The organism is Hydrogenophaga crassostreae (assembly GCF_001761385.1).
Taxonomy (GTDB): domain Bacteria; phylum Pseudomonadota; class Gammaproteobacteria; order Burkholderiales; family Burkholderiaceae_C; genus Hydrogenophaga; species Hydrogenophaga crassostreae.
Window position 1 is genome coordinate 200,557 of the sequence record NZ_CP017476.1, and the last position, 21,100, is coordinate 221,656.

The following is a 21,100-nucleotide window of genomic DNA, read 5'->3' on the forward strand; positions in this document are numbered from 1 at the left end:
CCATGTCCGGACATACCGAAGCACTTGCCACGGCAGCCCATCTGCATGTGTTGCTGCGGCGAAAAACGGGGCGCATCACCGACACCGAGTGGATGGCCTCCAACCCCGAGTACGCCCGTGCCATCGTTGCCTTCGCCCGCGACACATCGAACGGTGGGGACCTGGCGGAGCTTCAGCCCTGGGCGGACAAGCTTGAGGGCTTGATCCCGGCCATGGGCATTCGGACACGCAAACCGCTGTTGGCGGAGGCGGCCGAGCGGCTCAAACCGCGGTCGCTGGAGGGGGCCACTGGTGAGCGGTCGGCGCCGGGTGGCCGGATCAGCGGGTTTCTGGAGCCCAGCCTGGGGAGCGATGCCGCAGCGCCCTCGGACCGGCGCTATGTGGGGGGTATTCGATGAGGCGCTGACCGAGGCCTGTTTCAGGCGCCCTTCAAAATCCAGCGCGCGGCTTTCTCCGCGATCATGAGTGTGGGGCTGTTGGTGTTGCCGCTGGTGATCGTGGGCATCACGCCCGCGTCCACCACGCGCAGGCCTGCCACGCCATGGACCCGCAAATGGCTGTCGACCACCGCCATCGGGTTGTCGGCACGGCCCATCTGGGTGGTGCCCACCGGGTGGAAGATGGTGCTGGCGATGTCGCCGGCCAGCCGGGCGAGTTCTTCGTCGGTCTGAAACTGGACGCCGGGCTTGAACTCTTCGGGCTGGTATTTCTTCAGCGCTTGCTGTGCCACGATCTTGCGCGTCACGCGCAGACTGTCAGCGGCCACCTGCCGGTCGCCATCGGTGCTGAGGTAGTTGGGGGCGATGGCAGGCGCGTCTTCAAACCGCGCCGAGCGGATGCGCACGTGGCCGCGGCTGCTGGGGTTGAGGTTGCAGACGCTGGCGGTGAAGGCCGGAAAGCTGTGCAGCGGATCACCAAAGGCATCGAGGCTGAGCGGTTGTACGTGGTATTCGAGGTTGGGGTAAGGCTGAGCGGGATCGCTTCGGGTGAATGCGCCGAGCTGGCTGGGCGCCATGCTCATCGGCCCGGTGCGTTTGAGTGCGTATTCCAGGCCGATCATGGCCTTGCCCCAGAGGGAGCTGGCCAGGGTGTTGAGTGTCCTGGCCCCTTGCACCTTGTAGACCGTGCGGATTTGCAGGTGGTCTTGCAGGTTGTTGCCCACACCCGGCAAGTGGTGAGCCACCTCGATGCCGTGGCCTTGCAGTAGCGTGGCAGGGCCAATGCCCGAGAGCTGCATGATCTGGGGCGAATTCACGCTGCCAGCGCTCAGAACCACCTCTCGTGCTGCGGTGGCGTGCACGGTTTCGCCGCCTCGCAGCAACTCGGCACCCGTGCAGCGCAAGCGGCCATCGGGGTCGCGGTGCGTGGTGAGCCGCTTCACACGGGTTTCGGTCCAGACCGTGAGGTTGGGGCGGCTGGCCACGGGGCGCAGAAAAGCCTTCGAGGCGTTCCAGCGCCAACCGCTTTTCTGGTTGACCTCGAAGTACCCCACACCCTCGTTGTCGCCAGCGTTGAAATCGCTGCTGGCGGGAATGCCGGCTTGCTGGGCGGCCAGGGAAAACGCGTCGAGCACATCCCAACGCAGGCGCTGCTTCTCGATGCGCCATTCGCCGCCGCCGCCCAAACGCCCGTTGCCGTGCAAGGCCGCAAAGGCGGGGTCTTGTTTTGCATCCAGGCGGTGGTGGTCTTCGTGCGCTTTGAAGTCGGCCAGGCAGGCGTTCCAGTTCCAGGCCTCATCGCCGGTGAGCGCAGCCCACTGGTCGTAATCGCGCGCCTGACCGCGCATGTAGATCATGCCGTTGATGCTGGAGCAGCCGCCCAGCCCGAGGCCGCGCGGGTAGCGCAGGCGCCGGCCATTGAGCCCGGCATCGGGCTCGGTCTGGTAGAGCCAGTCGGTGCGCGGGTTGCCGATGCAGTAGAGATAGCCCACAGGAATGTGGATCCAGTGGTAGTCGTCCTTGCGCCCAGCCTCGACCAGCAGCACGCGGTTGCCCGGGTCGGCGCTGAGCCGGTTGGCCAGCAGGCACCCGGCGGTGCCCGCGCCGATCACGATGAAGTCGAAGGCTGCGGGGCTGCTCATGGAAGGGGGTCGGTTGTGTCGCCAGGGGCCAGCTCGTCTTCAGGCAGCGCGAAATCGCCGCGCTGAAACGCCGCGACCACGGACTCGGCCTGGCGCATCAGCTTTTCAGGCACCAGCACGCGCACCGGGATGGCGCTGGCCAGCAAGCCATGGGCCTGAACGAGTTGGGCATCGGCCACCATCGCCGGCACGCCGCCAGCCTGCAGGCAACCGCGCAGCAGATATGCCTCGGTGGGGCTGAAGAACGTGACCAGCGTTTGCCAGTCGCCGTCGGTGGGGTCGTAAGGGGAGTCGCCGTGCATGGTGTGTGATCTGCGCCCGCAAAGGGCCGGCGCTTCTATCTGTTCATTATTGACGCAGCAAGCGCCCCACACAACCGCGCACGCGACGGCGGTCACAATGCCCACCTCGTCCCTTCGAACTCACCATGCACGCATCGCTACAAAACAACCAGTTCTTCGTCAAGGAGCATGTCGGCCTCTTCAAAGCCGCCAACAACTACGACATCTTCGATCCGGTCTCGCAACAGAAGGTGCTGGAGTGCCGTGAACCCGATCTGGGCATCTTCACCAAAATCTTCCGTTTCACCGACTACAAGCGCATGACGCCGTTTTCGGTCGAAATCCGCACGCCTGAAGGACAGAAGGTGTTGACGGTCAAGCGCGGTATTTCGCTGCTTTTGTCCACCGTGGATGTGCTCGATGAAAACGACCGCGTGGTGGGCCATTTCAGCCAGAAGCTGTTTTCCATTGGCGGCAAGTTCGATGTGCTCGATGCCCGGAAACAGGTGGTTTGCACACTGAGAGGCAAATGGACCAGCTGGGATTTCCGCTTTGTGCGCGGCGAAACCGAGCTGGCCAGCGTGACCAAAAAATGGATGGGCGTGGGCAAAGAGCTGTTCACCTCGGCCGACAACTATGTGTTGTCCATCGCCCCCACGGTGGGCGTGAACGATCCGGCCCGCCTCCTGATCATGGCGGCGGTGATGTGCATCGACATGGTGCTCAAGGAATGAGGCCTTGAGCCTCGGGGACTCACCAGTTGCTCGGAAAGTCGTAGTTCGGGTCGAGCACCCGGCCTGACATGGCCGGCAGCATGTGGGCCAGAAACACCTCGCTTACCCATTTGCGTTCGACCGCTGAGGCCGGGTCGCCCGAGCCCCCGTGCAGGGCCAGGCTGGCGAAGGCCGCGATGCCCAGTTCGAGCGAGAGACCAGCGGGCACATGGGGTGGACGGACCTTGCTGCCTGCAACGGCTGCGGTCTCCAGGCGCCAGGCACCAATGAACCGGTCGAAGCTGCCCACGGTGCCGCTGCGCCAGACATCGGCGAGGTACACGTTCCAGACCGGACCAGGCTCTTCGGTCACAAAGCCCCAGTCAAATTCGTAGAGGCGATCGGGTGTGCCATTGGCAAACAGCTCCAACTGCCGCACATCTTCGCGCGCAGCGAATTCGGTGAACAGGGGGCCTGCGCCGGTGGGCTCGCCGATCACAAAGCGGCGCACCTGTTCAGGGGCCATGCTGAACAGCGGCGTGGGCTCGCTCCAGCTGGGCTTGGCCCGGTTGAGCAGGCGAGACGTGGTGTCGACGCTTTTCTGCGCGTTGATGCACCAGTCCATGAACTCCTTGCGACCCGCTTCATGTGAGAGCTGCAGCAGGGTGGTTTCGAACTGGGTGTCGTCTTGCAGGTGACCGTCTTCGCGCAGCCGCAAGACGATATCGAGCATGGAGTTGCGGGTGACGTGTTCGATGGTGTAGGCCAGATCGCCACCAGGGAAATCTTGCATGGACTTCTGTATCCATGCCATGGTGTCTTCATGGCTCAGACCCTGCGGTGCGCGGGGAATGTCGCTGAAGAGGGCTCGCATCACCCGTACCGTATCCAAATCGCTCGCCATGTCGTGACAACCTCCTGAGTGGTGACCCCGCTGCCCGGCACGCCGACAACGGATTGAAGGCGGGGCCGGAGAAAGGGTTTGATTGGGGATCATGCATGGTTTTAGGCAAGGCTTCCAGTCAAAGAAGCGGGATTCTCCGACCCACTTGCGCCTTTTGATGTACTCCAATCCTGCGGTCAAGACGCCAGAACGCAAAAAAGCGGCGAGTACCCCATGGGCACCCGCCGCTTTTCAGCCGCTCAGCGCGAGATCCGGTTGGATCAGAGCGACTTGGGCGTCTGAGTGGCGATCTTGGGCCAGTTGGCGTTGGCGATTTTGTTGTTGCCTGGAACGTCGGCCAGCCAGCTCTTTTGCACGTCGGCATTCAGGTTCAGGTAGAGCTTGCCGTCGGCGATGTGCCAGGCGGTTGGGTCGCCGTCGAATTTTTTGCCCATGGTGGCGCCCATGGCGCAGAAGCCACCGAACTGGGGTGCGAACTTGGCCGGGTTGGCCACGAAGGTGTCGCGGTTGGCAGCGCTGGCGAAGCGGTAAACCACGCCTTCATGGGCGGCCTGGAATTCGGCTTTGCCTTTGGTGGGCGCGGCCGCGGTGAAGTAAGCCACCGGGTCGTGGCCTTGAACGCCAATGCCTTGTTTGTTGACGTTGATGGGCGCAAACGACTGCTCATCGAACGCAAAGCTGGTGCTGGGGAAAAGGGCCAGGGCGCTGCTGGCGGCCAGGGCGAGGGAGACAGCGCCGGAACGGACGTTGTGGGATTTCATGGGGATTCCTTGGGGTAAAAAAAGCAAGCGCAAGAAGAACGGGGGAACGATGCGCGGGAAGCGGAGTGAAAAAGGGGGGGATTCGCTTAGAGCGCCGTGCCCACCCATTTCGCCAACTGGGACTCGCTCTGTGCGCCCACCACCTGTGACATGGCCTTGCCGTCTCTGAACAAAATCAAGGTGGGGATGCTGCGCACGCCAAAGGCCGCGGCCAGTTCAGGTGCTTCGTCCACGTTGACCTTGCGCACCGCCACGGCGCCTTCGAGGTTCTCGGCCAGGCGTTCCAGCGTGGGGGCCAATGCGCGGCAGGGGCCGCACCAGGGTGCCCAGAAATCCACGACGACGGCGCCGGTTTGCTGGCCGATGAAGGTGTCGAATTCGCTGGCTTCCAGCGGTGTGACTCGGGAGCTGACTTGCATGACGATTCCTTGGTATTTCTGTTGCCGCCACGGTGTGTGAGGGCATGGAGAAAGTGTAGAAATCGCGCTCGTTCTTGAGGGGCCTGATCGTCTCGTTTGTTGTGCCGATCGTCTCAGGGCCCACCGCGCTGAGGGTACTCAGTCTTTTTCGGCTTGCGCCTGCAGCCAGGCGTGGGGCGGGGTGCCGGTGCGGTGGGTGAAGGTCCGGGTGAGGGCCACGGCGCTGGCGTAGCCCACCATGGGTGCGATCGATTTGAGTGGCTTGCCGCGCTTGAGCAAACTCTTGGCCACGGTGATGCGCCAGGCGGTGAGGTAATCGAGCGCGGTGAGGCCCGACACCTCGCGAAAGTGGTTGGCAAAGCGCGCGCGCGACATGCCCGCCTCTTCGGCCAGCGATTCCAGCGTCCAGGGTTTTTCAGGCCGCTCGTGCATGGCGGTGACCGCTTTGGACAACCGTGGGTCGCCCAAGGCCGCCAGAATGCCAGTGGTGACCGAAGCGCTGTCGAGCAAAAAGCGCAGCAGCAGGATGAGCAGGTATTCCATCAACAGATCGAGCGCCGCCTGGCGGCCGCATTGTTCGTCAAACGCTTCTTTGAACAACAGGTCCAGCGCGGACGACAAGGTGGCCGATTGGTTCAATGGCAATACCAGCACTTCGGGCATGGACGCCACCAAGGCGCTGCGGGCTTCGTCGCCCAGGTCTACCGAAGCGCACACCAGGTCCACGCCGTGGGCGTCATCGGGCACCAGGCGGTGGGCCGAGCTGCGCGGGAAGAACAACAGGCTGGGCTCTTCCACGCGGCGTGTGCGCCCGTGGCGGTCGACCACGCTCATGGTGCCCCGGCGCAGCAGGTGCACATGGCCCACATTGCTTTCGGCCTCAAACGTTGAAATCTGGCAAAGGTTGCCCGTGTAAAAGACGCGCGCACTGGGCACAGAGCGCGCAAACAAGGGAGATAAGCGGTCCATGGCGGGGGGGGGTGATACGTTGGGTATGTATTTGTGTACTTTGAGTGATTAAAGGTATCACACAATGCATCGGTGCACTTCGCACAAACCCTCAAAAAACGAAAGCCCCACCATGTCACGTATCGCCCCAGTTGCCCTCGCCCAAGCCGACCCCACCACCCAAGCCACCCTCAATGGCGTGAAGGCCAAGCTCGGCATGGTGCCCAACCTGTTCGCCACCTTCGCCCGGTCCCCTGCGGCCCTGAACGGCTACCTGGCGTTTTCTGATGCCTTGAGCAAAGGCCGCCTGAGCGCCGCGCAACGCGAGTTGATCGCCCTGGCGGTTGGCCAGACCAATGCCTGCCAATACTGCCTGTCGGCCCACACGCTGATCGGCAAGGGCGCAGGCCTGTCCGATGCCGCCATGCGCGATGCCCGCAGCGGCACCGCCGACAACGCACACGACAAAGCGCTTGTGGAACTGGCCGTGAAAATCGTGCGCCAACGCGGCGTGCTGGCCGACAGCGACCTGGCCGATGCGGCCGCCAATGGTGTGGACCATGGCCTGGTGATCGAAGTCACCGCCAATGTGGCGCTCAACGTGCTCACCAACTACACCAACCACATTGCCGGCACCGATGTGGACTTTCCTGTGGTGGCGGTTGCCCTGTAAACGGCGGCTATACACGGGAGGGGTGCTTGGGAACCCTTCTCTGGTCCACTTCACGGCCACCTTCGGGTGGCCGTTGTCATTGGTGATGCAAGGGAACTGTGCGGGCTGCTTGGGCACAATGGGGCCGCTCAGCCCATAAAGGAACATCCCATGTCAGACCGCGCCCTCAGCCCTGCATCCAGCACGCGCGAAGTGCCCAGGCGTGTTCGCGTCTTGTTCGTCTGCATGGGCAACATCTGCCGCAGCCCCACCGCCCACGGCGTGTTTGAACACCGCGTGGCCCAGGCCGGATTGACCCGGCATGTGGATGTGGATTCGGCCGGTACCCACAGCTACCACGTGGGTGCTCCGCCCGATGGCCGGAGCCAGGAACATGCGTTGAAACGCGGCCACGATTTGTCGAACCAGCGGGCTCGCCAGTTGGTGCCCGGCGATTTCACCGCGTTTGATCTGGTGCTCACCATGGACAACGACAACCAGGCGCGCGCACTGGCCCTGTGCCCCCCCGAACAAGCCCACAAGGTGCGCCGCTTTGCCGAGTTTTTTCAGAGATACAGCAGCCCCGTGGTGCCCGACCCCTACAAGGGCGGCAGCCAGGGTTTTGAGCATGTGCTCGACCTGGTGGAAGACGGCTGCGAAGGCTTGTTGCGCCATGTGCGGCAGCAATTGCAGGCGCCGGAATCTGCGGGCCCACCCTGAGCCAGCGGATCCATTGACTTGGGTCAGTGTCGGGCGCGCCGGATTGCCCAGAATGAAATGTATGCAGCTTGCATTTCCGCAGGCTGCTTCATTTCAGGAGACTTCATCATGCGCATGCGTCAATTCCTTTTGGCTGCCGGGCTGTCTGTCGCTTTGCCCGCCATGGCCCAGACGGTGGCACCAGGCACTTTCCAGATCAAAGCCCTGACCCCCGAAACCGCGTTGATCGCCGCACAAGCCGCGATGGCCTCTTGCCGGGCGCAGGGCTACCAGGTGGCAGTGGCCGTGGTGGACAGGTCTGGACTGGCTCAGGTGTTCCTGCGTGACCGCTTTGCTGGCGCGCACACCTTCGATGTGGCGATCAACAAAGCCTGGACGGCGGCGAGCTTTCGCACCGCCACGCTGGAGCTGGCCAATGAGTCGCAGCCCGGAAAACCCATGAGCGGCATTCGCAGCACACCGCGCATGCTGGCGGTGGGCGGCGGTCTGGTGATCGAGGGCGGTGGCTCGATCTTTGGGGGCATTGGCGTCTCGGGTGCCCCGGGCGGTGAGGCCGACGATGCCTGCGCCCGCGCTGGCATCAAGGCGATTGCCGACAAAATCGAGTTCTGACGCTGGCGCCCGGTAGCGGGTCCGAGCGGACGCCTGGCACGTGATCAGGCTGCCGGGCGCCGCTTGCGCGCGAGCTTGGCGAGGGTGGCCGAGATCCAGCCATGGCCGCTGACCAGCACGATGCCCATCAACACCGGGATCGAACCCATCAAGAAGCTCGGTTCAATGCGCTCATCGAGCAGCCAGGCGCCGAGCAAGATGCCGAACAGCGGTGTGAGGAACGAGAACACGCCCAGGCGCGAGGCCATGTACTGGCGCAACAGCCAGAACCAGAGCAGAAAGCTCAGGAACGCCACGCCGATGGAGTGAAACGCCAGGCTGGCCCACACCGTTGGTGTGGGGTTGAAGTGGGCCTGGCCGGTGAGCATGGAGAACACGGTCAATATGGCGAAAGCACCCAGCAACTGGTACATCAGCGTTTGCGAAGCGGGTGCATGCGAGAGGCGGGAGGTGCGAACCACCACCGTGGTGGCGCCCCAGAAGGCGCCGGCCAACAGGCCCAGGAAATCGCCCCACAACACGTTGCCGGGCGCAGGCCCGGTGCCCTGCTGGCGCGTGAAAAACGCGATGGCGAGGCCACCAAAAGCGAGGACGATGCCCAGCCACTGCAGCGGCGCCAGCCGTTCTTCGGGGCGCGTGAAATGCAGTCCCAGTGCGGCAAAGATGGGCGCGGTGTAAAGGAATACCACCATGTGGGCGGCGCTGGTGTGGCGCAGGCCTTCGCCGACCAGACAGAATTCCAGCGCGAACAGGGTGGCAGCGAGCACGCCCGGCCCGGCCGTGCCGTCGCTGAACGACATGCGTTCCCCGCGCCAGCGCATGAACAGGGCCAGCAGCATCGCCGCCACGCCAGAGCGCAAGGCGATCTGGAACATGGGCGAGATGTCGTCGGCGGTGTGCTTGAGCACGATCTGTTGCAGCGCCCAGATCAGGCACAGCACCAGCATCAGGCTGATGGCGGTGCCGTCAAGGGATTTGCGGGTGTTCATGGGGGTGGCTCAAAAAAAGGGTGTGACAGCAATGCAATGACCCCATTGTCCCGTTGACCGGTACGATGGATATAGTCTGATCCAGACAACTCATAGCCGCCAACCGCCAACCGAACCGATCGCCATGCCCATCCTGCGCCCGAAACTGGAGATACCGCTCTCCAGTCCCGATTTGCCGACGCCAGTGATGTTTCGCAGCGCCGTGGCGCCACCCGATGGCCTGTATCCGCATCACCAGCATGCCTGGGGCGAGTTTGTGTACTCGTTCAGCGGCGTGATGGAGGTCAAGCTGGCACATCACCACTACCTCGCGCCGCCGCAATACGGCCTGTGGCTGCCGCCTCAAGTGGAGCATGTGGGCCTGAACCGGCAAGCGTCGCACCATTGTTCGTTTTATGTTTCTCCCTCGCTGTGTGGTCGCATGCCCCAAGCGCCGTGTGCGCTGACCGTCAGCCCGCTGATGCGCGCACTGCTGGAGCACTTGAGGGACCAACCCCCGGCCTTGTCGCCGAGCGAAGAAGCGCAGCGCCTGATGTTGGTGTTGCTGGACCAGCTCGCCCAGGCGCCTTGCACCAGCAGCTATTTGCCCAACTCCCAGGACGCGCTGCTCGAGCCCGTGTTGAGCGCGCTCGAAGCCGACCCGGGCGACAACCGAACGGTCGCCGAGTTCGCCCGGCACGTCAACACCACCGAGCGCACCTTGGCGCGGCGCTGCGAGCGGGATCTGGGCATGAGCCTGGTGGAGTGGCGGCAGCGGCTGCGCGTCGTTCGGGCGCTGCCTTTGTTGCAAGCCGGCCAGAAGGTGGAGGCCATTGCTTTCGATATGGGCTATGGCAGTGCCTCGGCCTTCATCGCCATGTTCAAGCGGCTGATGGGCGCGACGCCCGATGAATTCCGCAAAGGCGCGGCGACCCCGCAATCGACGGCAATGGATTGAGGCCTGATGAGGTTGTTGCTGTCTCAGCTTTCGACCCCAAGCAGACAATTCAGCACATTCCACAAAGGGGTCATTCAATGCTCCAGCCTCGTGGCATTGGCTGTTACTTTGAGCACATGGGTGCAGATCATTGCCGTTGACACGCCTAGCCTTTGGTCGCCAAGCGAATGAAAAACCGCACCCGTTGACGTAGACCTGTTCAGTGCTGAGGCTATAGTGCATGTGCCGAATGCGCTTGCGCAACTGATCCGACTCCCGTATGGAGCGAAGCGGAGGGCTGCCGGGTTTTAAGGAATCATTGCTGGGCATACATCCAGTGTGTTTGACCCTAAGCAAGGCTTCAAGCCACATTCAGGATAGGTCGATGTCCAACTTATGGAGCAGTGCCCAACTTATAGAGCAGGTATTGCTCTGGACATTACGTTAGAGCATTGAGACTTTGCCAATGAAAAGCAAGACGAAGCAATTTATTCAGCACTTGTCGCATGACATTGAAAATGAAGAAAAGGCCGAGGAGTATCTTGATGACTCTCTTCCGCTCATCGGCCTTGTGGTCATGCATTTCAATTGGCTTGAGAAATCAGTCGACTCGTTTATCTGTGAGACCATTTCGGATAGATCAGACGTACTTGGTCTGATAGTGATTCAAAAGCTTATGTATGCGGCTAAAGTTGATTTGTTCAAACGATTCTACGAAGAATTTAATAGTTGTTTTTCTACGCCCGCTGATTTCGAGGATTTAATTAGGGAGCTTGTAGAAGTTGGGAAGCTCAGAAATTTGGTGGTTCATGCTGATTGGAGTACCACTGATGAAGAGGGCTACACATACGTTCGCCTTAAAACATCGGCGAACGGAATGCTCCAAGAATATGTGCAATTTTCAGTTGAATCCTTGAGCAGCCTTATCGAGCGGATCATTAAGGCAAACCATCGCTTCTCTGACTACTGGGAGTGGAAATCCGACCGCCTTCAAGATCACATGCGAGGTGTCTCTTGATCCTCCATCACTTACGCTCTAACAATTCCCTTCGCAGCTTAGCCGCTGCGGCGGCCCCTCACGTCAAACGTTAGACCCCACATCCTCGCCGCTATGAACGAACAAACTACGCAGCAAGCTTCGGCAGTCTCAGAGACATCAGCGACCATCATTGCTTCGTTGAGTGCCAGTGATTGGACGCTTAGCCAAGAACGTGAGTTCATTGAGAACCTCTACGTTGCGAGGTTTAATTTTTTCATCGTTGTATTCTCTCTATTTCTCACCGCTGGATTTGCGAATACATTTACGACCTACAAGGCGGCGGTTTTCATCGCAGGCGCAGTTATCCTCACAATGCTGTGGCTAACACTGTACCGCGCATATCTGAAATTGGATCGAGTTCTACGCATTATCTTTCGTGATAAGCCAGACCATGTCACAAGCAAGATTGAAAGAATTATGAATCTGGAAGGATTCAAGCCGAAATATCGCGTGTCGCGTCTCATGGGAGTTTACCTGCCACTTTTCTGCATTGGTCTAATGTTATCCGCCGCACTTGCTGTCGGTACCGGCTTGCTAAAGTAAGTGGGCTTAACTCCTCGCTCAAACGGAGCGCCAACAGCAGGCCACCGTCGCCCGCTTAGCTCGAACGTTAGGCTTCAAAGAATGATCTTTGTGTTTGTAGGAGGAATAAGATGAAGGCAATCATCAGGCGGTCCTTGTTATTCGGACTTCTGGCAGGGGCAAGCCTTCCAGCCTTTGCAGATTTGGCAAGCAAGCTAGAAGGACTAGTCGGATATGTCATCGCAGACAGTAAGACAATCAAGGGCTGGTACGACGAGGACAGTAGCGAAAAGGAAGAAAGCTCATTTAAGGGCTGCAAACATGGGCGCAAGATTATCTTCACCGACAACAAGGTGTTGACATGTGCAGAGTACGGATATCAGTACGCCTACAGACCGACAGCCATCATTCTTGCCAAGCCAATCGAATACCAAGGCAAAACCTACTACGACTTCAAGATGATCGTCGAAGATGAGGTTTACGACATGCGACGCTAAGTTGTTGTCGCCGGTGAAGCGTCTCGCTAAGCCGTCATCGCAGCGGGCTGCCTTCGGCAGCCGCTGAACTCTAACGTTGAGCGACAGCTTTCCGTTTCGACTACCGGCAGCACATGGCCGGCCGCCGACTTTGAATTGATCCAACTCCATCCCAACACCCGGCCGATCAAACAACCAACCGCTTTGCCAACGCGTCCCCCGCAAACTGCATAAACGCCCGTACCCGGGTGGTGTGGCGCAGGTCGGGGTGGGTCACCATCCACAGGGGCATGGACAGTTCGGGGATGGGGTCTGACACGGCCACCAGTTCCGGGTTTTTGGCTTCCATGAAGGTGGGCAGCACGCCCACGCCAATGCCGGTGCGCAGCATCGATGCCTTGGCGTTGAAGATGTCCACGCGCACCCGCACTTCAGACTTCGCCAGCAGCTGGCGCAGCCAGGGGTCATAAGTGCGCAGGTCGGCATCGCGCTCGAAGGCCACCCAGGGTGCGTTGCGCACCAGGTCGGCCAATGGCTTTACGGCTTGGGGCAGGTCGGGCGCACCGCGCAGCGCATACACGCGGCAATGGGTCATGCCCAGTTGGCGGCCCACCAGGTGATCGGCCACATGGTTTGAAAGGCGCAGCGCCACATCGGCTTCGCGGTGGGTGAGGCCCTGGTCGGGGTCGTTGTGGCGGCTGGCCAGGTCGACCAGAAACGCGTTTTCCACCACCTCCACTTCAATGCCCGGGTAGACGCGCGAGAAGTCGGCCAGGGGCTGGGGCAGCAGGTGGTCCATCACCACAAAGGCGGTGGTGAGGCGCAGCGGGCCGGCCAGCGCCCGGTCTCGGCCGAGCACGTGGCGCTCGATTTCGTCGGCCCGCAGGGCCATGTACCGCCCCTGCTCCAGCAGCGCCTGGCCCGCTTCGGTGGGCTGGTAGCCGCTGCGCTGGCGGTCAAACAGGCGCGCGCCGAGCTGGGCTTCCAGCGCGTCGAGCCGGCGCAACACGGTGGTGTGGTTGACGCCCAGCGTGCGCGCTGCGCCGGCCAGCGAGCCGGCTTCGCCCACGGCCATGGCGTGGCGCACGTCGTCCCAGTTGAGGTGGCTCATGCGGGCTCCGGTTGGGTAGGTGGCCAGATGGCCGGGAAGAGGGTAGCGGTGTGACTATGCATTTTTGCAGTTTATCTTTGCATGGCGCCCTGTTGTGCGAATTCATGCACCGATTCACCATACGTTCTTGCGGGTTAACCCTGATCGCCGACCAGGCCCGCGGATCGCAACGGGAGCCGACATGACCTTCTTTTCTACACACCGCGCAACCCCTGTGGCCCAAGCCGATGGCGTTCACCTGAGCTGGCTGGAGCGCCTGGCGCGTTGGGCCGACCAACACGGCGAGCGCAATCGCTACTTGGGCAACTACTACGTTTGAAGCTTTGAGCGGCGGGGGTTGGCCTGCAAGCCCCCGCGCTATCGCACCCGCGACGGCGGTGGGCCGGAGCGCTGCGGTATACCCGGTGCTTCGGCGCGGTTTGCGCCCTGCAAGGACCGATGAACATGACCCATCCCACCCTCACCGAATGGCACGCCACCGCCCAGGCGCGCGACCCCCAACGTTTGAACGCGCTGCTGGCCGATGAAGCGGTGTTCTGGTCCCCGGTGGTGCACTCGCCCCAAGTCGGCAAAGTGGTCACCTTCCAGTACCTGAACGCCGCGTTCCACGTGTTCTTCAATGAGACCTTTCGCTACGTTCGCGAAGTGAGCGATGAGGAGGGCGCCGTGCTGGAATTTCAGGTCGAGATCGATGGCATTTCCGTCAATGGCGTGGACATGATCCGCTGGAATGCGGCGGGAAAGATCACCGAGTTCAAGGTCATGTTGCGGCCCCTGAAGGCCGTGAACCTGATTCACCAGAAAATGGGCGCCATGCTGCAAGCCCACGCGCCACGCGGGGCGCTGTAAAGCCCCTTTCTGGAAAAACTTTGCCACCATGCTGATCCACGCGGACCTGTCCCAACGCGCCACTGTGCAACACACCGATCTGCCCTGGGTCGATGCGCCGGTGGCGGGCATTCAGCGGCGCATGCTGGAGCGCAATGGCGGCGAAGTCGCTCGGGTCACCTCGGTGGTCAGGTATGCGCCGGGCTCGCAGTTTCCCAGCCATGCCCATGGCCTGGGCGAAGAGATCTTCGTGCTGGATGGCGAGCTGACCGATGAGCAGGGCAGCTACGGCCCCGGCACCTACCTCAAGAACCCGCCCGGCTCATCGCATGCGCCGGGCAGCGTCGACGGCTGCACCCTGTTTGTGAAGCTGCGCCACCTGCTGCCGAACGACAGCGAGCGGGTGGTGATCGACACCACGCAGGCGGCCTGGTACCCGGGTCTGGTACCGGGCCTGACCGTGATGCCGCTGTCCGAATTCGAGACCGAGCACACGGCGCTGGTGCGCTGGGCGCCGGGCACCCGCTTCAACCCGCACCGGCATTTCGGCGGCGAAGAAATTCTGGTGATCGATGGGGTGTTCGAGGATGAGCACGGGCGCTACCCGGCGGGCAGCTGGTTGCGCAGCCCGCACCTGAGCCAGCATCAGCCGTTCAGCACCGAAGGCTGCACCATCCTCGTCAAGACCGGGCACCTGCTGCGCGAAGCGGATTAAGCGTCGACGTGAGGGCTCAGCAGGCGCTGCACCAGCGGGTGCTGCACCTTGCGCGCGGTGCCGATGGCGAAAAAGTGCTCCTGCACACCTTCGCAGGGCGCAAACCAGGTCAGCCCGTAGCCTTGCGACAGCTTTTCGCGCATCAGCTCGGATGCCGGCAAAACGCCCATGCCGCTGGAACCAAAGGTGGTGAGCAGGGCGCTGTCTTCGAATTCGCCCACGATGCGGGGCACCACGCCTTGCTGCTCGAACCATTGGTCCAGCCGCAGGCGCACCGAGGCGTGGGCCGTGGGCAGCAAAACGGGCACCTCGTGCAGGCTGTGGGGAAATTTTTGGCGCGCCTGTTCCAGCAAGGCTTCTGGCGCATACCAGCCCATGGGCGAGTGGCCCAGCGCATGGCTGTAGAGCTTCAGGTTGGGGTTGGCCGGGGCCGGGCGGTCAGAGAGCACCACATCGAGGCGGTGCAAGGCAAGGTCGGCCAGCAAATCATCGAACTCGCCTTCGTGGCAGAGCAGGCGCAAATGCGGTTCTTCCATCACCGGGCCGAGCAATTCGCGCACCGCGAGTTTGGACAAACCGTCTGAAATGCCCACGGCCAGGCGCACGCTGGCCTGGGTGGAGGCGTCGTGCACCACGGTGTGCAGCTGTTCGCCCAGGTGAAAGATTTGCTCAGCCACTTGCAGCGCAGCCTGTCCGGCCTCGGTCAGGGCCAGGCCGCGCCCTGAGGGTTTGAACAGCGCGGCACCCAGCGATTGCTCCAGCAGGCGCACCTGCGCGCTCACGGTCTGCACCGCCATGCCCAGGCGCGTCGCCGCGTGGGACATACCGCCTTCCTTGGCGGTGACCCAGAAATAGTAGAGGTGCTTGTAGTTGAGGTCTTGGTTCATGAGCGTGTGCCGGTCGGTCGTTGCATTGTGCCGTCAAGGCAGCGCTGAACAAGTCGCCGGTTGCGGGCGCATCGTCGCTCGGGGTGGTTTGCTGCGTTGCAGGTGCTCGTCAGACCGGCGGGTATGGCTGCGCATCGAGCCTTGCCGAAACCGTGGACCGCTTGTCGACAAGGGCTGTTTCCGCGTGGCCTAACGCAAAAACGGCACCCGAAGGTGCCGTTTTTGGAGAAAGACCCATCCCGCGCGCTGCGCAGGAGGGCTTACCGAGGCGAATTAGGCCTTGGTGGCTTTCTTGGCCAGGTCCATGGCTTGCTTGGAAGCGGTAGCGAACTGGGTTTGTGCAGCTGCGTTGGCTTTTTTCATGGAAGCCTGAGCGGTTTCCATGGCGTTCTGGCTGGCGGTCACGGCGCTTTTGAAAGCGGCCACAGCGGCTTCGGAACCCGCAGGCGCGTTTTTGGCCAGGCCTTCAACGGCAGCGCCGAGCGACTTCTGGGCTTCGGCCATCTTGGCTTCCACGGCACCGGTGAACTCGGAGGTGCTGTCGGTAGCGATGGTCTGCACGTGCTGCATGTAAGCAGCGGACTTGCCAGCCAAAGGCTTGAAGAAGGCGGTTTGCAGTTCCACGACATCTTTGATGTCTTTGGCGCCCATCAGCGCTTGCATGTGGGTGAAGGACTCGGTCACAGCGGCTTTGGTGGCGGCCATGTTGAGTTCAACGAATTTTTCTGCACCGCTGTAAGCCTGGGTGGCCAAGCCTTCAGCGGCTTGCAGGTTGGCTTTTTGGGTGGAGGCGATGGTGTCGAATACTTTGTTCATGGTGATTTCCTAGAAGAGTGGATTAAAGATTCACTGCCCTCAAGAAACCCTGTGGACTTTCGATCCTGGATTTATGTTGCAGTGCAGCATGGCCTTGATTCTAGGGTAAACCCGCAAGATTGCAAGCGTTTTTTGTTGCAGTGCAGCAAAAATGTTGTTTCAAGGTATGTTTTCCCCGTGGTTTCCCTCGGGATAATCCGTAAAACGGAAGTGTTGACGAGCCTTTCATCGAGTTTTTCGAAGAAACCTTCCTGTCACAGGCGCTTTATCGGCTCCGCCTGTGGCCCTACTGTTTGGCCTGTCCCTTGTCTTTTCAGGAGCTCGCCATGCAAATCCAGATTGAAAACCCCAACGCCCCCACCATGGCGCCCGCCGAGTGGCGAAGCCTGGTCGAGCGCCGCATTCGTTTTGTGATGCGGCGCTTGCGCAGCGAGGTCACCCGTGTGAATGTGCGCCTGATTGATGTGAACGGCCCGCGTGGCGGGGTCGATCAGCTGTGCCAGCTCAAGCTGGACACCGAAGCCCACGGCAAATTGGTGGTGAGTGCCATCCAGGCCAACGCCTCTGCCGCGCTCAATGCGGCCCTGCGCCGTGCGGCGCGCACCCTGGTGCGTCAATGGCAGCGTCGGCGTCGCCCGGTGCGCCAGACATCGCGCCTGGGCACCGGCGGATGGACGCCAGGGATCCAGGCCATCTGAGGTTGGCATCACCCCTCCACCCACCCCTGTTGATTTTCTGATTGAAGGAAGCCTGTCATGACCCCGTTGAACAAAACCCGCACCCTGCCCTCGAGCGGCGCCCCATGGGGCAAGGGTGAGCAGCGTTCGCTGCGCACCGACAACCCGGCCGCGGCCAAGGTGCTGCGCAATACCTACGCGCTGTTGTCGATGACGCTGCTGTTCAGTGCCGGTGTGGCGTCTGCAGGCGTTGCCTTTGGCTGGGCTTCTCCTGGTCTGGTAGTGACTTTGGCGGGCTATTTCGGCCTGCTGTTCGCGGTGCACAAGCTGCAAAACAGCGGCTGGGCCATTCCCGCGGTGTTCGCCCTCACCGGTTTCATGGGCTATACCCTGGGCCCCATGCTGGCGGCCACGCTGGCCCTGCCCGGCGGAGCGCAAACCATCGTCACCGCGTTGGGTGCAACGGGTGCCACCTTCCTCGCCTTGTCGACCTATGTTCTGACCACCCGCAAAGATTTCAGCTTCATGGGCGGCTTTCTGTTTGCCGGCATGGTGGTTGCACTGGTGCTGGCCCTGGGCGCGGTCTTTTTTGAGATGCCGGCCCTGGGCCTGGCGGTTTCCGGCCTGGTGGCGCTGCTGTCGGTGGGCCTGATCCTGTTTGAGACCAGCCGTATCGTCAATGGCGGCGAGACCAATTACGTGATGGCCACCGTGGGCCTGTTTGTGTCGGTCTTCAATCTGTTTGTGAGTCTGCTCAGCTTGCTGGGTGTGGGCGGCAACGATTGAAGCTGGCAGGAGCCCCATCGATCAGGACCAGACCGCATGCGCGCATACCCCATCGACAGCCCACAGGCCGCCACCCGTTTGCTGGCCATGGCGCTGGTCGCCGACGGCCATCTCGCCCCTTGCGAACTCAAGACGCTGGATCGCCTGGGGGCATCCCGGCGGCTGGGTCTGTCACCCGAGGGCATCAAGTCGGTGATCGACATCTTTTGCAAGGAACTGATGCACCACCAGCGTGGCGTCTGGCGGGGATCGGCAGGGCTGCCAATCGAGCTCCGAACCCGTTTGCTCAACGAGGTGCGCAACCCCAGGGTGCGCAGCGAAGTCCAGCGCATGTGTGAGGCCATCTTTCAGGCCGATGGGCAATTGACCGAGGGTGAGGCCGACCTGCTCGAAGCCATGGCCTGCGCCTGGCGCTACCAGCCCATTCAGGGGGTGCAAACAGCAACACCCTGACCGTTGTGATCAGGGCCGCAGCGCTGTCGTTGTGTTGTCAAACTTTACTGGTGTGAGTTCTCGCCTGAAAGCGGGTGCGACAGCAGGAACATCGGCTGCAACCCGCGAGAAACCGGTCTCGAAGGCTGCGGCTTCCTGCGCCCGGGGGACAGCCTGGTCTTCTCGGCATCCCGGTGCGACCCCCGGCGTTCACTGGTTTCGAGTCGCCGCCTTGGGCCGCACAGACGCCTAGTCCAGTCGGGCGAAAAACACCGCGGTCATCACCAGGCCGGTGGCGATGACCCCCAGTCGCACCCACCTCGCCGGCAGGCGTTTGGACCACCGTGCACCCAGAAAACCGCCCGCAGTGGCCGCCACCATCATGATCAGCCCCTCGCGCCAGGCGATGGCGCCAGCGACCACAAATGCCGCCACCGACAGCCACGACAACACCAGGGAGTTGAGATTTTTGAGCGCGTTGACCACATTGAGGCGGGTTTCCCCCGCCACGCTGTACAGCGCCATCAACAGAATCCCCAACCCACCGTTGAAGTAGCCGCCGTAAATGGCCACCGCCAGCAGGGCCACGTCGCGCCAGCGGGGCTCGTTGCTGGCCGAGGCCGTCGAGTGCCCACGGGCCCAGCGGGCGATCGAGGGCCCGGCGGCGAACAGCAGCGTGGCAAACAGCAGCAGCCAGGGCACGATGCCGGCAAACAGATGGGCCGGGGTGACCAGCAGCAGCAATGCCCCGGCCACGCCACCGACCGCGCAGATTGCCATCTCGCGCCACAACCGCTTCGGGGCCATTTCGCGCAGCTCGGCTTTGAAGCCCAGCGTGCTGCCGAGATAGCCGGGGCTCACCGCCAGTGCGCTGGTGGCGTTGGCCACGATGGGGGGCACACCGGTAAAGACCAGCGCAGGGAAGGTGAGAAAGCTGCCGCCACCAGCGATGGCATTGAGCACGCCCGCTGCAAAAGCAGCGCAAGCCAGGAGCGCGGGGTTGAAGAGGGCGTCCATCAGAAGCAGGGAAGATCAGCCGGATTGGCAGAGCCGCTCATTATGGTCAGTGTGGGCCGAACCCATTCCATGCATGGAGGTCATCACTGTTTTCCAGCAACCCGGCTGGCAAGCCGAGAGGGGCAATCGACCGATCCGCTAGAGGGATCGCCCCAGGCGTTGCTGGAGCCGGTCGAATACCTCGCTCACCGAACCCGCCCCGCCATCGGCTTGTGCGAGTTCCTGCTCGCTGACGGAGAGGCTCAACCGAACATAGGTGCTGTCCAGCGCATGCCGCGTGGCAAGCAGCTGCTGGGCGATCTTGGTGCAGTCGGCGTCGTTGGCCAGCAGCTTTTGCAAGCCACGCACCTGACCCTCTGCGCGGCGCAAGCGGTGCAGCAAATCGGCCTTGCGCGTCTCGCTCAGGCGGTCTGAGGGCGCGGAGCAAGCGGGCGCAGCCAAGCGAATGATCCTGTCAGGCAGCCACAGGCTGGATGCTGGCGATGGGCTCAGGAGCGAGCAGCGAACCTTCGCGCAGGCCCCGCACGGTGGCGAATCCCAGCCAGAGAATGGTGACGGAAGCCACCGCCAACAGCAGAACGCCCAGCGTCTCGAAGCCGGAATCCACCTTCAGTTCGGCCAGGCGCAGGGTGAGTGTGGCGAATGCGGCCATCGGGAACGACAGGCCCCAGAACGCGATGCCAAACGGTTGGCTGGCGATGCGTTTGATCAGCGGCAACAACCAGAGCAACTGAAACGCTGCAATGCCCCAGATGCCCAGCACCACGGCTTGCGGGGCCTGAAAGAGGGTGAACACGACACCGATCACCGCAGGGGGCGCCAGGGTGATGAACCAGGCCGGCAAGATGCGGTCGGGCAAGGGGCTGTGGGCGATGCGGCGAACCAGGATCAAACCCATGACGATGGGCCAGAAAAACGTGCCAATGCCCATCTGCACCGCCGACCAGGTTTCGTGACCGAGCGGCAGTCCCGCCAGAGGCGCGACCACATTGCCCACCACCGCGATCAGCAGCACCGGCGTGACCGCTGGCCACAGGCCCGTGTTGCCCGAGGTGGCATTGCTCACGGGCGCGAGCCAGTGCCCCAACACCCAGACCGTGGCCCACAGCTGCGTCAGCGCGCCCAGCCACCAGAGGGCGTTGAGCAGCGGGTGGACCCCAAACAGGGCCACGCCGACGGCCGCGAGCAGCAACATGGCCACGGGAAATGCCGCCACAAAGGCGTGGCGAACGGGGTGCTTCAAATCATCGGCCAACGCCGCGGGGTAGCGCGATGCTCGCACGATGGATGCCACCAGCAACACCACGAACACCAGCGCTGCCAAGCCACCGGCCACCAGGGCGATGCCATCGGCCATGCTGCCCAGCAAGCCGCTGGCACGGTGCCAGGCCAGCGACAGGCCACACAGGCCCATGACCACCGAGAACCAGCCGGGCATGAGGAATTTGAGTGGGGTGGGTGACGTCATGGATGCAGTGGAATCGTTGTGGGAAGTGGCTCAGCCTAACAAGACCCGGCCGGGTCTGCTCAGCGGTTGCAGGCGCCGTTGCCTTCGGGCACGCCCAGTTTTCTCAGAATGATGCCCGGGCCACAGAAACCGGTGAAGCCGGATTGGAACAGGTTGAAACCGACAAAGGCGGTAAAGGCCAGAAACCACTGGCTCACAAAAATCGGGCTGCCTTCGATGCCCAATGCCAGCGACAGCATGATGAAGGTGCCGGCCAGGATGCGGATATAGCGTTCGACGGTCATGTCAATCTCCCAGGATAAAAGTTAATGAAACGGAAAAAAAAGCAAGC

29 protein-coding genes are annotated in these 21,100 nt (G+C 62.2%); 15 read left to right on the forward strand and 14 right to left on the reverse strand.

The features are described from left to right. Window positions 1–2: 2 nt before the first annotated feature. Entirely contained in the window at window positions 3–398 is a 396-nt protein-coding gene (locus LPB072_RS22910) for a hypothetical protein (protein WP_197508889.1), read from the forward strand. Between the two features lie 20 nt (window positions 399–418). Here LPB072_RS22910 and LPB072_RS00980 read toward each other — a convergent pair whose 3' ends face one another. Both LPB072_RS00980 and LPB072_RS00985 read right to left on the reverse strand, forming a co-directional pair. Then, complete coding sequence (locus LPB072_RS00980) at window positions 419–2,080, reverse strand: GMC family oxidoreductase (RefSeq protein ID WP_066094944.1); 1,662 nt, start codon at window positions 2,078–2,080, stop codon at window positions 419–421. Beyond that, the gene (locus LPB072_RS00985; RefSeq protein ID WP_082877119.1) at window positions 2,077–2,382 is read right to left on the reverse strand and encodes a putative signal transducing protein; all 306 of its coding nucleotides are present in this window, start codon (window positions 2,380–2,382) and stop codon (window positions 2,077–2,079) included. Before LPB072_RS00985 ends, LPB072_RS00980 begins: the two co-directional genes overlap by 4 nt. Before the next feature lie 125 nt (window positions 2,383–2,507). Between LPB072_RS00985 and LPB072_RS00990 the strand changes: the two genes are divergently transcribed. Next, the gene (locus tag LPB072_RS00990; RefSeq protein ID WP_066094947.1) at window positions 2,508–3,095 is read left to right on the forward strand and encodes a phospholipid scramblase-related protein; all 588 of its coding nucleotides are present in this window, start codon (window positions 2,508–2,510) and stop codon (window positions 3,093–3,095) included. 19 nt (window positions 3,096–3,114) lie between these two features. Here the strand turns inward: LPB072_RS00990 and LPB072_RS00995 are convergent, their stop codons facing one another. The 4 genes from LPB072_RS00995 to LPB072_RS01010 form a co-directional block, all read right to left on the reverse strand. Next, complete coding sequence (locus LPB072_RS00995) at window positions 3,115–3,978, reverse strand: hypothetical protein (protein ID WP_157559212.1); 864 nt, start codon at window positions 3,976–3,978, stop codon at window positions 3,115–3,117. A gap of 260 nt (window positions 3,979–4,238) precedes the next feature. After that, on the reverse strand, window positions 4,239–4,739 hold the full coding sequence (locus tag LPB072_RS01000) for a YHS domain-containing (seleno)protein (RefSeq protein WP_066094954.1): 501 nt from the start codon (window positions 4,737–4,739) through the stop codon (window positions 4,239–4,241). An 86-nt stretch (window positions 4,740–4,825) separates the two neighbouring features. After that, the gene (gene trxA / locus LPB072_RS01005; protein ID WP_066094957.1) at window positions 4,826–5,158 is read right to left on the reverse strand and encodes a thioredoxin; all 333 of its coding nucleotides are present in this window, start codon (window positions 5,156–5,158) and stop codon (window positions 4,826–4,828) included. Window positions 5,159–5,296: 138 nt separating this feature from the next. Continuing rightward, window positions 5,297–6,127, reverse strand: coding sequence for an AraC family transcriptional regulator (locus tag LPB072_RS01010; protein WP_066094960.1), 831 nt, complete (start codon window positions 6,125–6,127; stop codon window positions 5,297–5,299). 112 nt (window positions 6,128–6,239) lie between these two features. Between LPB072_RS01010 and LPB072_RS01015 the strand changes: the two genes are divergently transcribed. The 3 genes from LPB072_RS01015 (at window position 6,240) to LPB072_RS01025 (ending at window position 8,090) form a co-directional block, all read left to right on the forward strand. Further along, window positions 6,240–6,779 carry a carboxymuconolactone decarboxylase family protein gene (locus LPB072_RS01015; RefSeq protein WP_066095419.1) on the forward strand — a complete coding sequence of 180 codons (540 nt, stop codon included), beginning with the start codon at window positions 6,240–6,242 and terminating at the stop codon, window positions 6,777–6,779. Window positions 6,780–6,929: 150 nt separating this feature from the next. Then, window positions 6,930–7,478 carry a low molecular weight protein-tyrosine-phosphatase gene (locus LPB072_RS01020; protein ID WP_082877120.1) on the forward strand — a complete coding sequence of 183 codons (549 nt, stop codon included), beginning with the start codon at window positions 6,930–6,932 and terminating at the stop codon, window positions 7,476–7,478. Between the two features lie 108 nt (window positions 7,479–7,586). Continuing rightward, entirely contained in the window at window positions 7,587–8,090 is a 504-nt protein-coding gene (locus LPB072_RS01025) for a GlcG/HbpS family heme-binding protein (RefSeq protein ID WP_066095423.1), read from the forward strand. Window positions 8,091–8,134: 44 nt separating this feature from the next. Here the strand turns inward: LPB072_RS01025 and LPB072_RS01030 are convergent, their stop codons facing one another. After that, on the reverse strand, window positions 8,135–9,079 hold the full coding sequence (locus LPB072_RS01030; RefSeq protein WP_066094966.1) for a DMT family transporter: 945 nt from the start codon (window positions 9,077–9,079) through the stop codon (window positions 8,135–8,137). Window positions 9,080–9,203: 124 nt separating this feature from the next. Between LPB072_RS01030 and LPB072_RS01035 the strand changes: the two genes are divergently transcribed. From LPB072_RS01035 to LPB072_RS01050, 4 genes are all read left to right on the forward strand, one after another. Then, window positions 9,204–10,016 carry an AraC family transcriptional regulator gene (locus tag LPB072_RS01035; RefSeq protein WP_066094968.1) on the forward strand — a complete coding sequence of 271 codons (813 nt, stop codon included), beginning with the start codon at window positions 9,204–9,206 and terminating at the stop codon, window positions 10,014–10,016. Window positions 10,017–10,461: 445 nt separating this feature from the next. After that, window positions 10,462–11,013, forward strand: a complete 552-nt coding sequence (locus LPB072_RS01040) for a hypothetical protein (protein ID WP_066094973.1) — start codon at window positions 10,462–10,464, stop codon at window positions 11,011–11,013. Between the two features lie 93 nt (window positions 11,014–11,106). Beyond that, window positions 11,107–11,577 (forward strand): hypothetical protein, encoded by a 471-nt coding sequence (locus LPB072_RS01045; RefSeq protein ID WP_066094976.1) that lies wholly within the window; start codon window positions 11,107–11,109, stop codon window positions 11,575–11,577. A gap of 110 nt (window positions 11,578–11,687) precedes the next feature. Continuing rightward, window positions 11,688–12,053, forward strand: coding sequence for a hypothetical protein (locus LPB072_RS01050; protein ID WP_066094979.1), 366 nt, complete (start codon window positions 11,688–11,690; stop codon window positions 12,051–12,053). Between the two features lie 166 nt (window positions 12,054–12,219). Here LPB072_RS01050 and LPB072_RS01055 read toward each other — a convergent pair whose 3' ends face one another. Continuing rightward, window positions 12,220–13,143 (reverse strand): LysR family transcriptional regulator, encoded by a 924-nt coding sequence (locus tag LPB072_RS01055; RefSeq protein WP_066094983.1) that lies wholly within the window; start codon window positions 13,141–13,143, stop codon window positions 12,220–12,222. Between the two features lie 181 nt (window positions 13,144–13,324). On the opposite strand from LPB072_RS01055, the gene LPB072_RS23315 reads away from it, so the two are divergent. From LPB072_RS23315 to LPB072_RS01065, 3 genes are all read left to right on the forward strand, one after another. Further along, complete coding sequence (locus LPB072_RS23315) at window positions 13,325–13,462, forward strand: hypothetical protein (protein WP_157559213.1); 138 nt, start codon at window positions 13,325–13,327, stop codon at window positions 13,460–13,462. 125 nt (window positions 13,463–13,587) lie between these two features. Continuing rightward, a complete protein-coding gene (locus LPB072_RS01060; RefSeq protein WP_066095426.1) occupies window positions 13,588–13,992 on the forward strand; it encodes a nuclear transport factor 2 family protein in 405 nt (134 codons plus the stop codon). A 28-nt stretch (window positions 13,993–14,020) separates the two neighbouring features. Then, entirely contained in the window at window positions 14,021–14,686 is a 666-nt protein-coding gene (locus LPB072_RS01065; RefSeq protein WP_066094986.1) for a cupin domain-containing protein, read from the forward strand. Here the strand turns inward: LPB072_RS01065 and LPB072_RS01070 are convergent. Both LPB072_RS01070 and LPB072_RS01075 read right to left on the reverse strand, forming a co-directional pair. Then, on the reverse strand, window positions 14,683–15,573 hold the full coding sequence (locus LPB072_RS01070) for a LysR family transcriptional regulator (protein ID WP_066094989.1): 891 nt from the start codon (window positions 15,571–15,573) through the stop codon (window positions 14,683–14,685). The genes LPB072_RS01065 and LPB072_RS01070 overlap by 4 nt on opposite strands. Window positions 15,574–15,846: 273 nt before the next feature. Then, window positions 15,847–16,389 carry a phasin family protein gene (locus LPB072_RS01075; RefSeq protein WP_066094992.1) on the reverse strand — a complete coding sequence of 181 codons (543 nt, stop codon included), beginning with the start codon at window positions 16,387–16,389 and terminating at the stop codon, window positions 15,847–15,849. A gap of 326 nt (window positions 16,390–16,715) precedes the next feature. Here LPB072_RS01075 and LPB072_RS01080 point away from each other — a divergent pair, with 326 nt between their 5' ends. Genes LPB072_RS01080 through LPB072_RS01090 form a run of 3 tightly spaced genes read left to right on the forward strand, consistent with a single transcriptional unit; the run spans window position 16,716 to window position 18,305 of the window. After that, window positions 16,716–17,087, forward strand: a complete 372-nt coding sequence (locus LPB072_RS01080; protein WP_066094995.1) for a hypothetical protein — start codon at window positions 16,716–16,718, stop codon at window positions 17,085–17,087. Between the two features lie 57 nt (window positions 17,088–17,144). Further along, window positions 17,145–17,852 (forward strand): Bax inhibitor-1/YccA family protein, encoded by a 708-nt coding sequence (locus tag LPB072_RS01085; RefSeq protein WP_066094998.1) that lies wholly within the window; start codon window positions 17,145–17,147, stop codon window positions 17,850–17,852. A 36-nt stretch (window positions 17,853–17,888) separates the two neighbouring features. Beyond that, window positions 17,889–18,305 (forward strand): tellurite resistance TerB family protein, encoded by a 417-nt coding sequence (locus LPB072_RS01090; RefSeq protein ID WP_066095001.1) that lies wholly within the window; start codon window positions 17,889–17,891, stop codon window positions 18,303–18,305. A gap of 228 nt (window positions 18,306–18,533) precedes the next feature. On the opposite strand, the gene LPB072_RS01095 is transcribed toward LPB072_RS01090, so the two are convergent. The 4 genes from LPB072_RS01095 to LPB072_RS01110 form a co-directional block, all read right to left on the reverse strand. After that, window positions 18,534–19,301, reverse strand: a complete 768-nt coding sequence (locus LPB072_RS01095; protein WP_066095004.1) for a sulfite exporter TauE/SafE family protein — start codon at window positions 19,299–19,301, stop codon at window positions 18,534–18,536. 138 nt (window positions 19,302–19,439) lie between these two features. Next, window positions 19,440–19,742 carry a metal-sensing transcriptional repressor gene (locus LPB072_RS01100; protein WP_082877121.1) on the reverse strand — a complete coding sequence of 101 codons (303 nt, stop codon included), beginning with the start codon at window positions 19,740–19,742 and terminating at the stop codon, window positions 19,440–19,442. A gap of 13 nt (window positions 19,743–19,755) precedes the next feature. After that, entirely contained in the window at window positions 19,756–20,769 is a 1,014-nt protein-coding gene (locus LPB072_RS01105) for an SLAC1 anion channel family protein (RefSeq protein ID WP_066095007.1), read from the reverse strand. Window positions 20,770–20,828: 59 nt separating this feature from the next. Then, complete coding sequence (locus tag LPB072_RS01110) at window positions 20,829–21,053, reverse strand: YgaP family membrane protein (protein ID WP_066095011.1); 225 nt, start codon at window positions 21,051–21,053, stop codon at window positions 20,829–20,831. Window positions 21,054–21,100: the final 47 nt, after the last annotated feature.

Bases quoted from the DNA above. Each gene is read 5' to 3' on its own strand.
- LPB072_RS01105 (WP_066095007.1), bottom strand. From the start codon at position 20,769: ATGACGTCACCCACCCCACTCAAATTCCTCATGCCCGGCTGGTTCTCG.
- LPB072_RS01080 (WP_066094995.1), top strand. From the start codon at position 16,716: ATGCAAATCCAGATTGAAAACCCCAACGCCCCCACCATGGCGCCCGCC.
- LPB072_RS01110 (WP_066095011.1), bottom strand. From the start codon at position 21,053: ATGACCGTCGAACGCTATATCCGCATCCTGGCCGGCACCTTCATCATG.
- LPB072_RS01050 (WP_066094979.1), top strand. From the start codon at position 11,688: ATGAAGGCAATCATCAGGCGGTCCTTGTTATTCGGACTTCTGGCAGGG.
- LPB072_RS00995 (WP_157559212.1), bottom strand. From the start codon at position 3,978: ATGGCGAGCGATTTGGATACGGTACGGGTGATGCGAGCCCTCTTCAGC.
- LPB072_RS00980 (WP_066094944.1), bottom strand. From the start codon at position 2,080: ATGAGCAGCCCCGCAGCCTTCGACTTCATCGTGATCGGCGCGGGCACC.
- LPB072_RS01090 (WP_066095001.1), top strand. From the start codon at position 17,889: ATGCGCGCATACCCCATCGACAGCCCACAGGCCGCCACCCGTTTGCTG.
- LPB072_RS01010 (WP_066094960.1), bottom strand. From the start codon at position 6,127: ATGGACCGCTTATCTCCCTTGTTTGCGCGCTCTGTGCCCAGTGCGCGC.
- LPB072_RS01055 (WP_066094983.1), bottom strand. From the start codon at position 13,143: ATGAGCCACCTCAACTGGGACGACGTGCGCCACGCCATGGCCGTGGGC.
- LPB072_RS01060 (WP_066095426.1), top strand. From the start codon at position 13,588: ATGACCCATCCCACCCTCACCGAATGGCACGCCACCGCCCAGGCGCGC.
- trxA (WP_066094957.1), bottom strand. From the start codon at position 5,158: ATGCAAGTCAGCTCCCGAGTCACACCGCTGGAAGCCAGCGAATTCGAC.
- LPB072_RS01065 (WP_066094986.1), top strand. From the start codon at position 14,021: ATGCTGATCCACGCGGACCTGTCCCAACGCGCCACTGTGCAACACACC.
- LPB072_RS01085 (WP_066094998.1), top strand. From the start codon at position 17,145: ATGACCCCGTTGAACAAAACCCGCACCCTGCCCTCGAGCGGCGCCCCA.
- LPB072_RS01035 (WP_066094968.1), top strand. From the start codon at position 9,204: ATGCCCATCCTGCGCCCGAAACTGGAGATACCGCTCTCCAGTCCCGAT.
- LPB072_RS01000 (WP_066094954.1), bottom strand. From the start codon at position 4,739: ATGAAATCCCACAACGTCCGTTCCGGCGCTGTCTCCCTCGCCCTGGCC.
- LPB072_RS00990 (WP_066094947.1), top strand. From the start codon at position 2,508: ATGCACGCATCGCTACAAAACAACCAGTTCTTCGTCAAGGAGCATGTC.
- LPB072_RS01075 (WP_066094992.1), bottom strand. From the start codon at position 16,389: ATGAACAAAGTATTCGACACCATCGCCTCCACCCAAAAAGCCAACCTG.
- LPB072_RS22910 (WP_197508889.1), top strand. From the start codon at position 3: ATGTCCGGACATACCGAAGCACTTGCCACGGCAGCCCATCTGCATGTG.
- LPB072_RS23315 (WP_157559213.1), top strand. From the start codon at position 13,325: ATGACCTTCTTTTCTACACACCGCGCAACCCCTGTGGCCCAAGCCGAT.
- LPB072_RS01070 (WP_066094989.1), bottom strand. From the start codon at position 15,573: ATGAACCAAGACCTCAACTACAAGCACCTCTACTATTTCTGGGTCACC.
- LPB072_RS01015 (WP_066095419.1), top strand. From the start codon at position 6,240: ATGTCACGTATCGCCCCAGTTGCCCTCGCCCAAGCCGACCCCACCACC.
- LPB072_RS01025 (WP_066095423.1), top strand. From the start codon at position 7,587: ATGCGCATGCGTCAATTCCTTTTGGCTGCCGGGCTGTCTGTCGCTTTG.
- LPB072_RS01040 (WP_066094973.1), top strand. From the start codon at position 10,462: ATGAAAAGCAAGACGAAGCAATTTATTCAGCACTTGTCGCATGACATT.
- LPB072_RS01095 (WP_066095004.1), bottom strand. From the start codon at position 19,301: ATGGACGCCCTCTTCAACCCCGCGCTCCTGGCTTGCGCTGCTTTTGCA.
- LPB072_RS01020 (WP_082877120.1), top strand. From the start codon at position 6,930: ATGTCAGACCGCGCCCTCAGCCCTGCATCCAGCACGCGCGAAGTGCCC.
- LPB072_RS01030 (WP_066094966.1), bottom strand. From the start codon at position 9,079: ATGAACACCCGCAAATCCCTTGACGGCACCGCCATCAGCCTGATGCTG.
- LPB072_RS00985 (WP_082877119.1), bottom strand. From the start codon at position 2,382: ATGCACGGCGACTCCCCTTACGACCCCACCGACGGCGACTGGCAAACG.
- LPB072_RS01045 (WP_066094976.1), top strand. From the start codon at position 11,107: ATGAACGAACAAACTACGCAGCAAGCTTCGGCAGTCTCAGAGACATCA.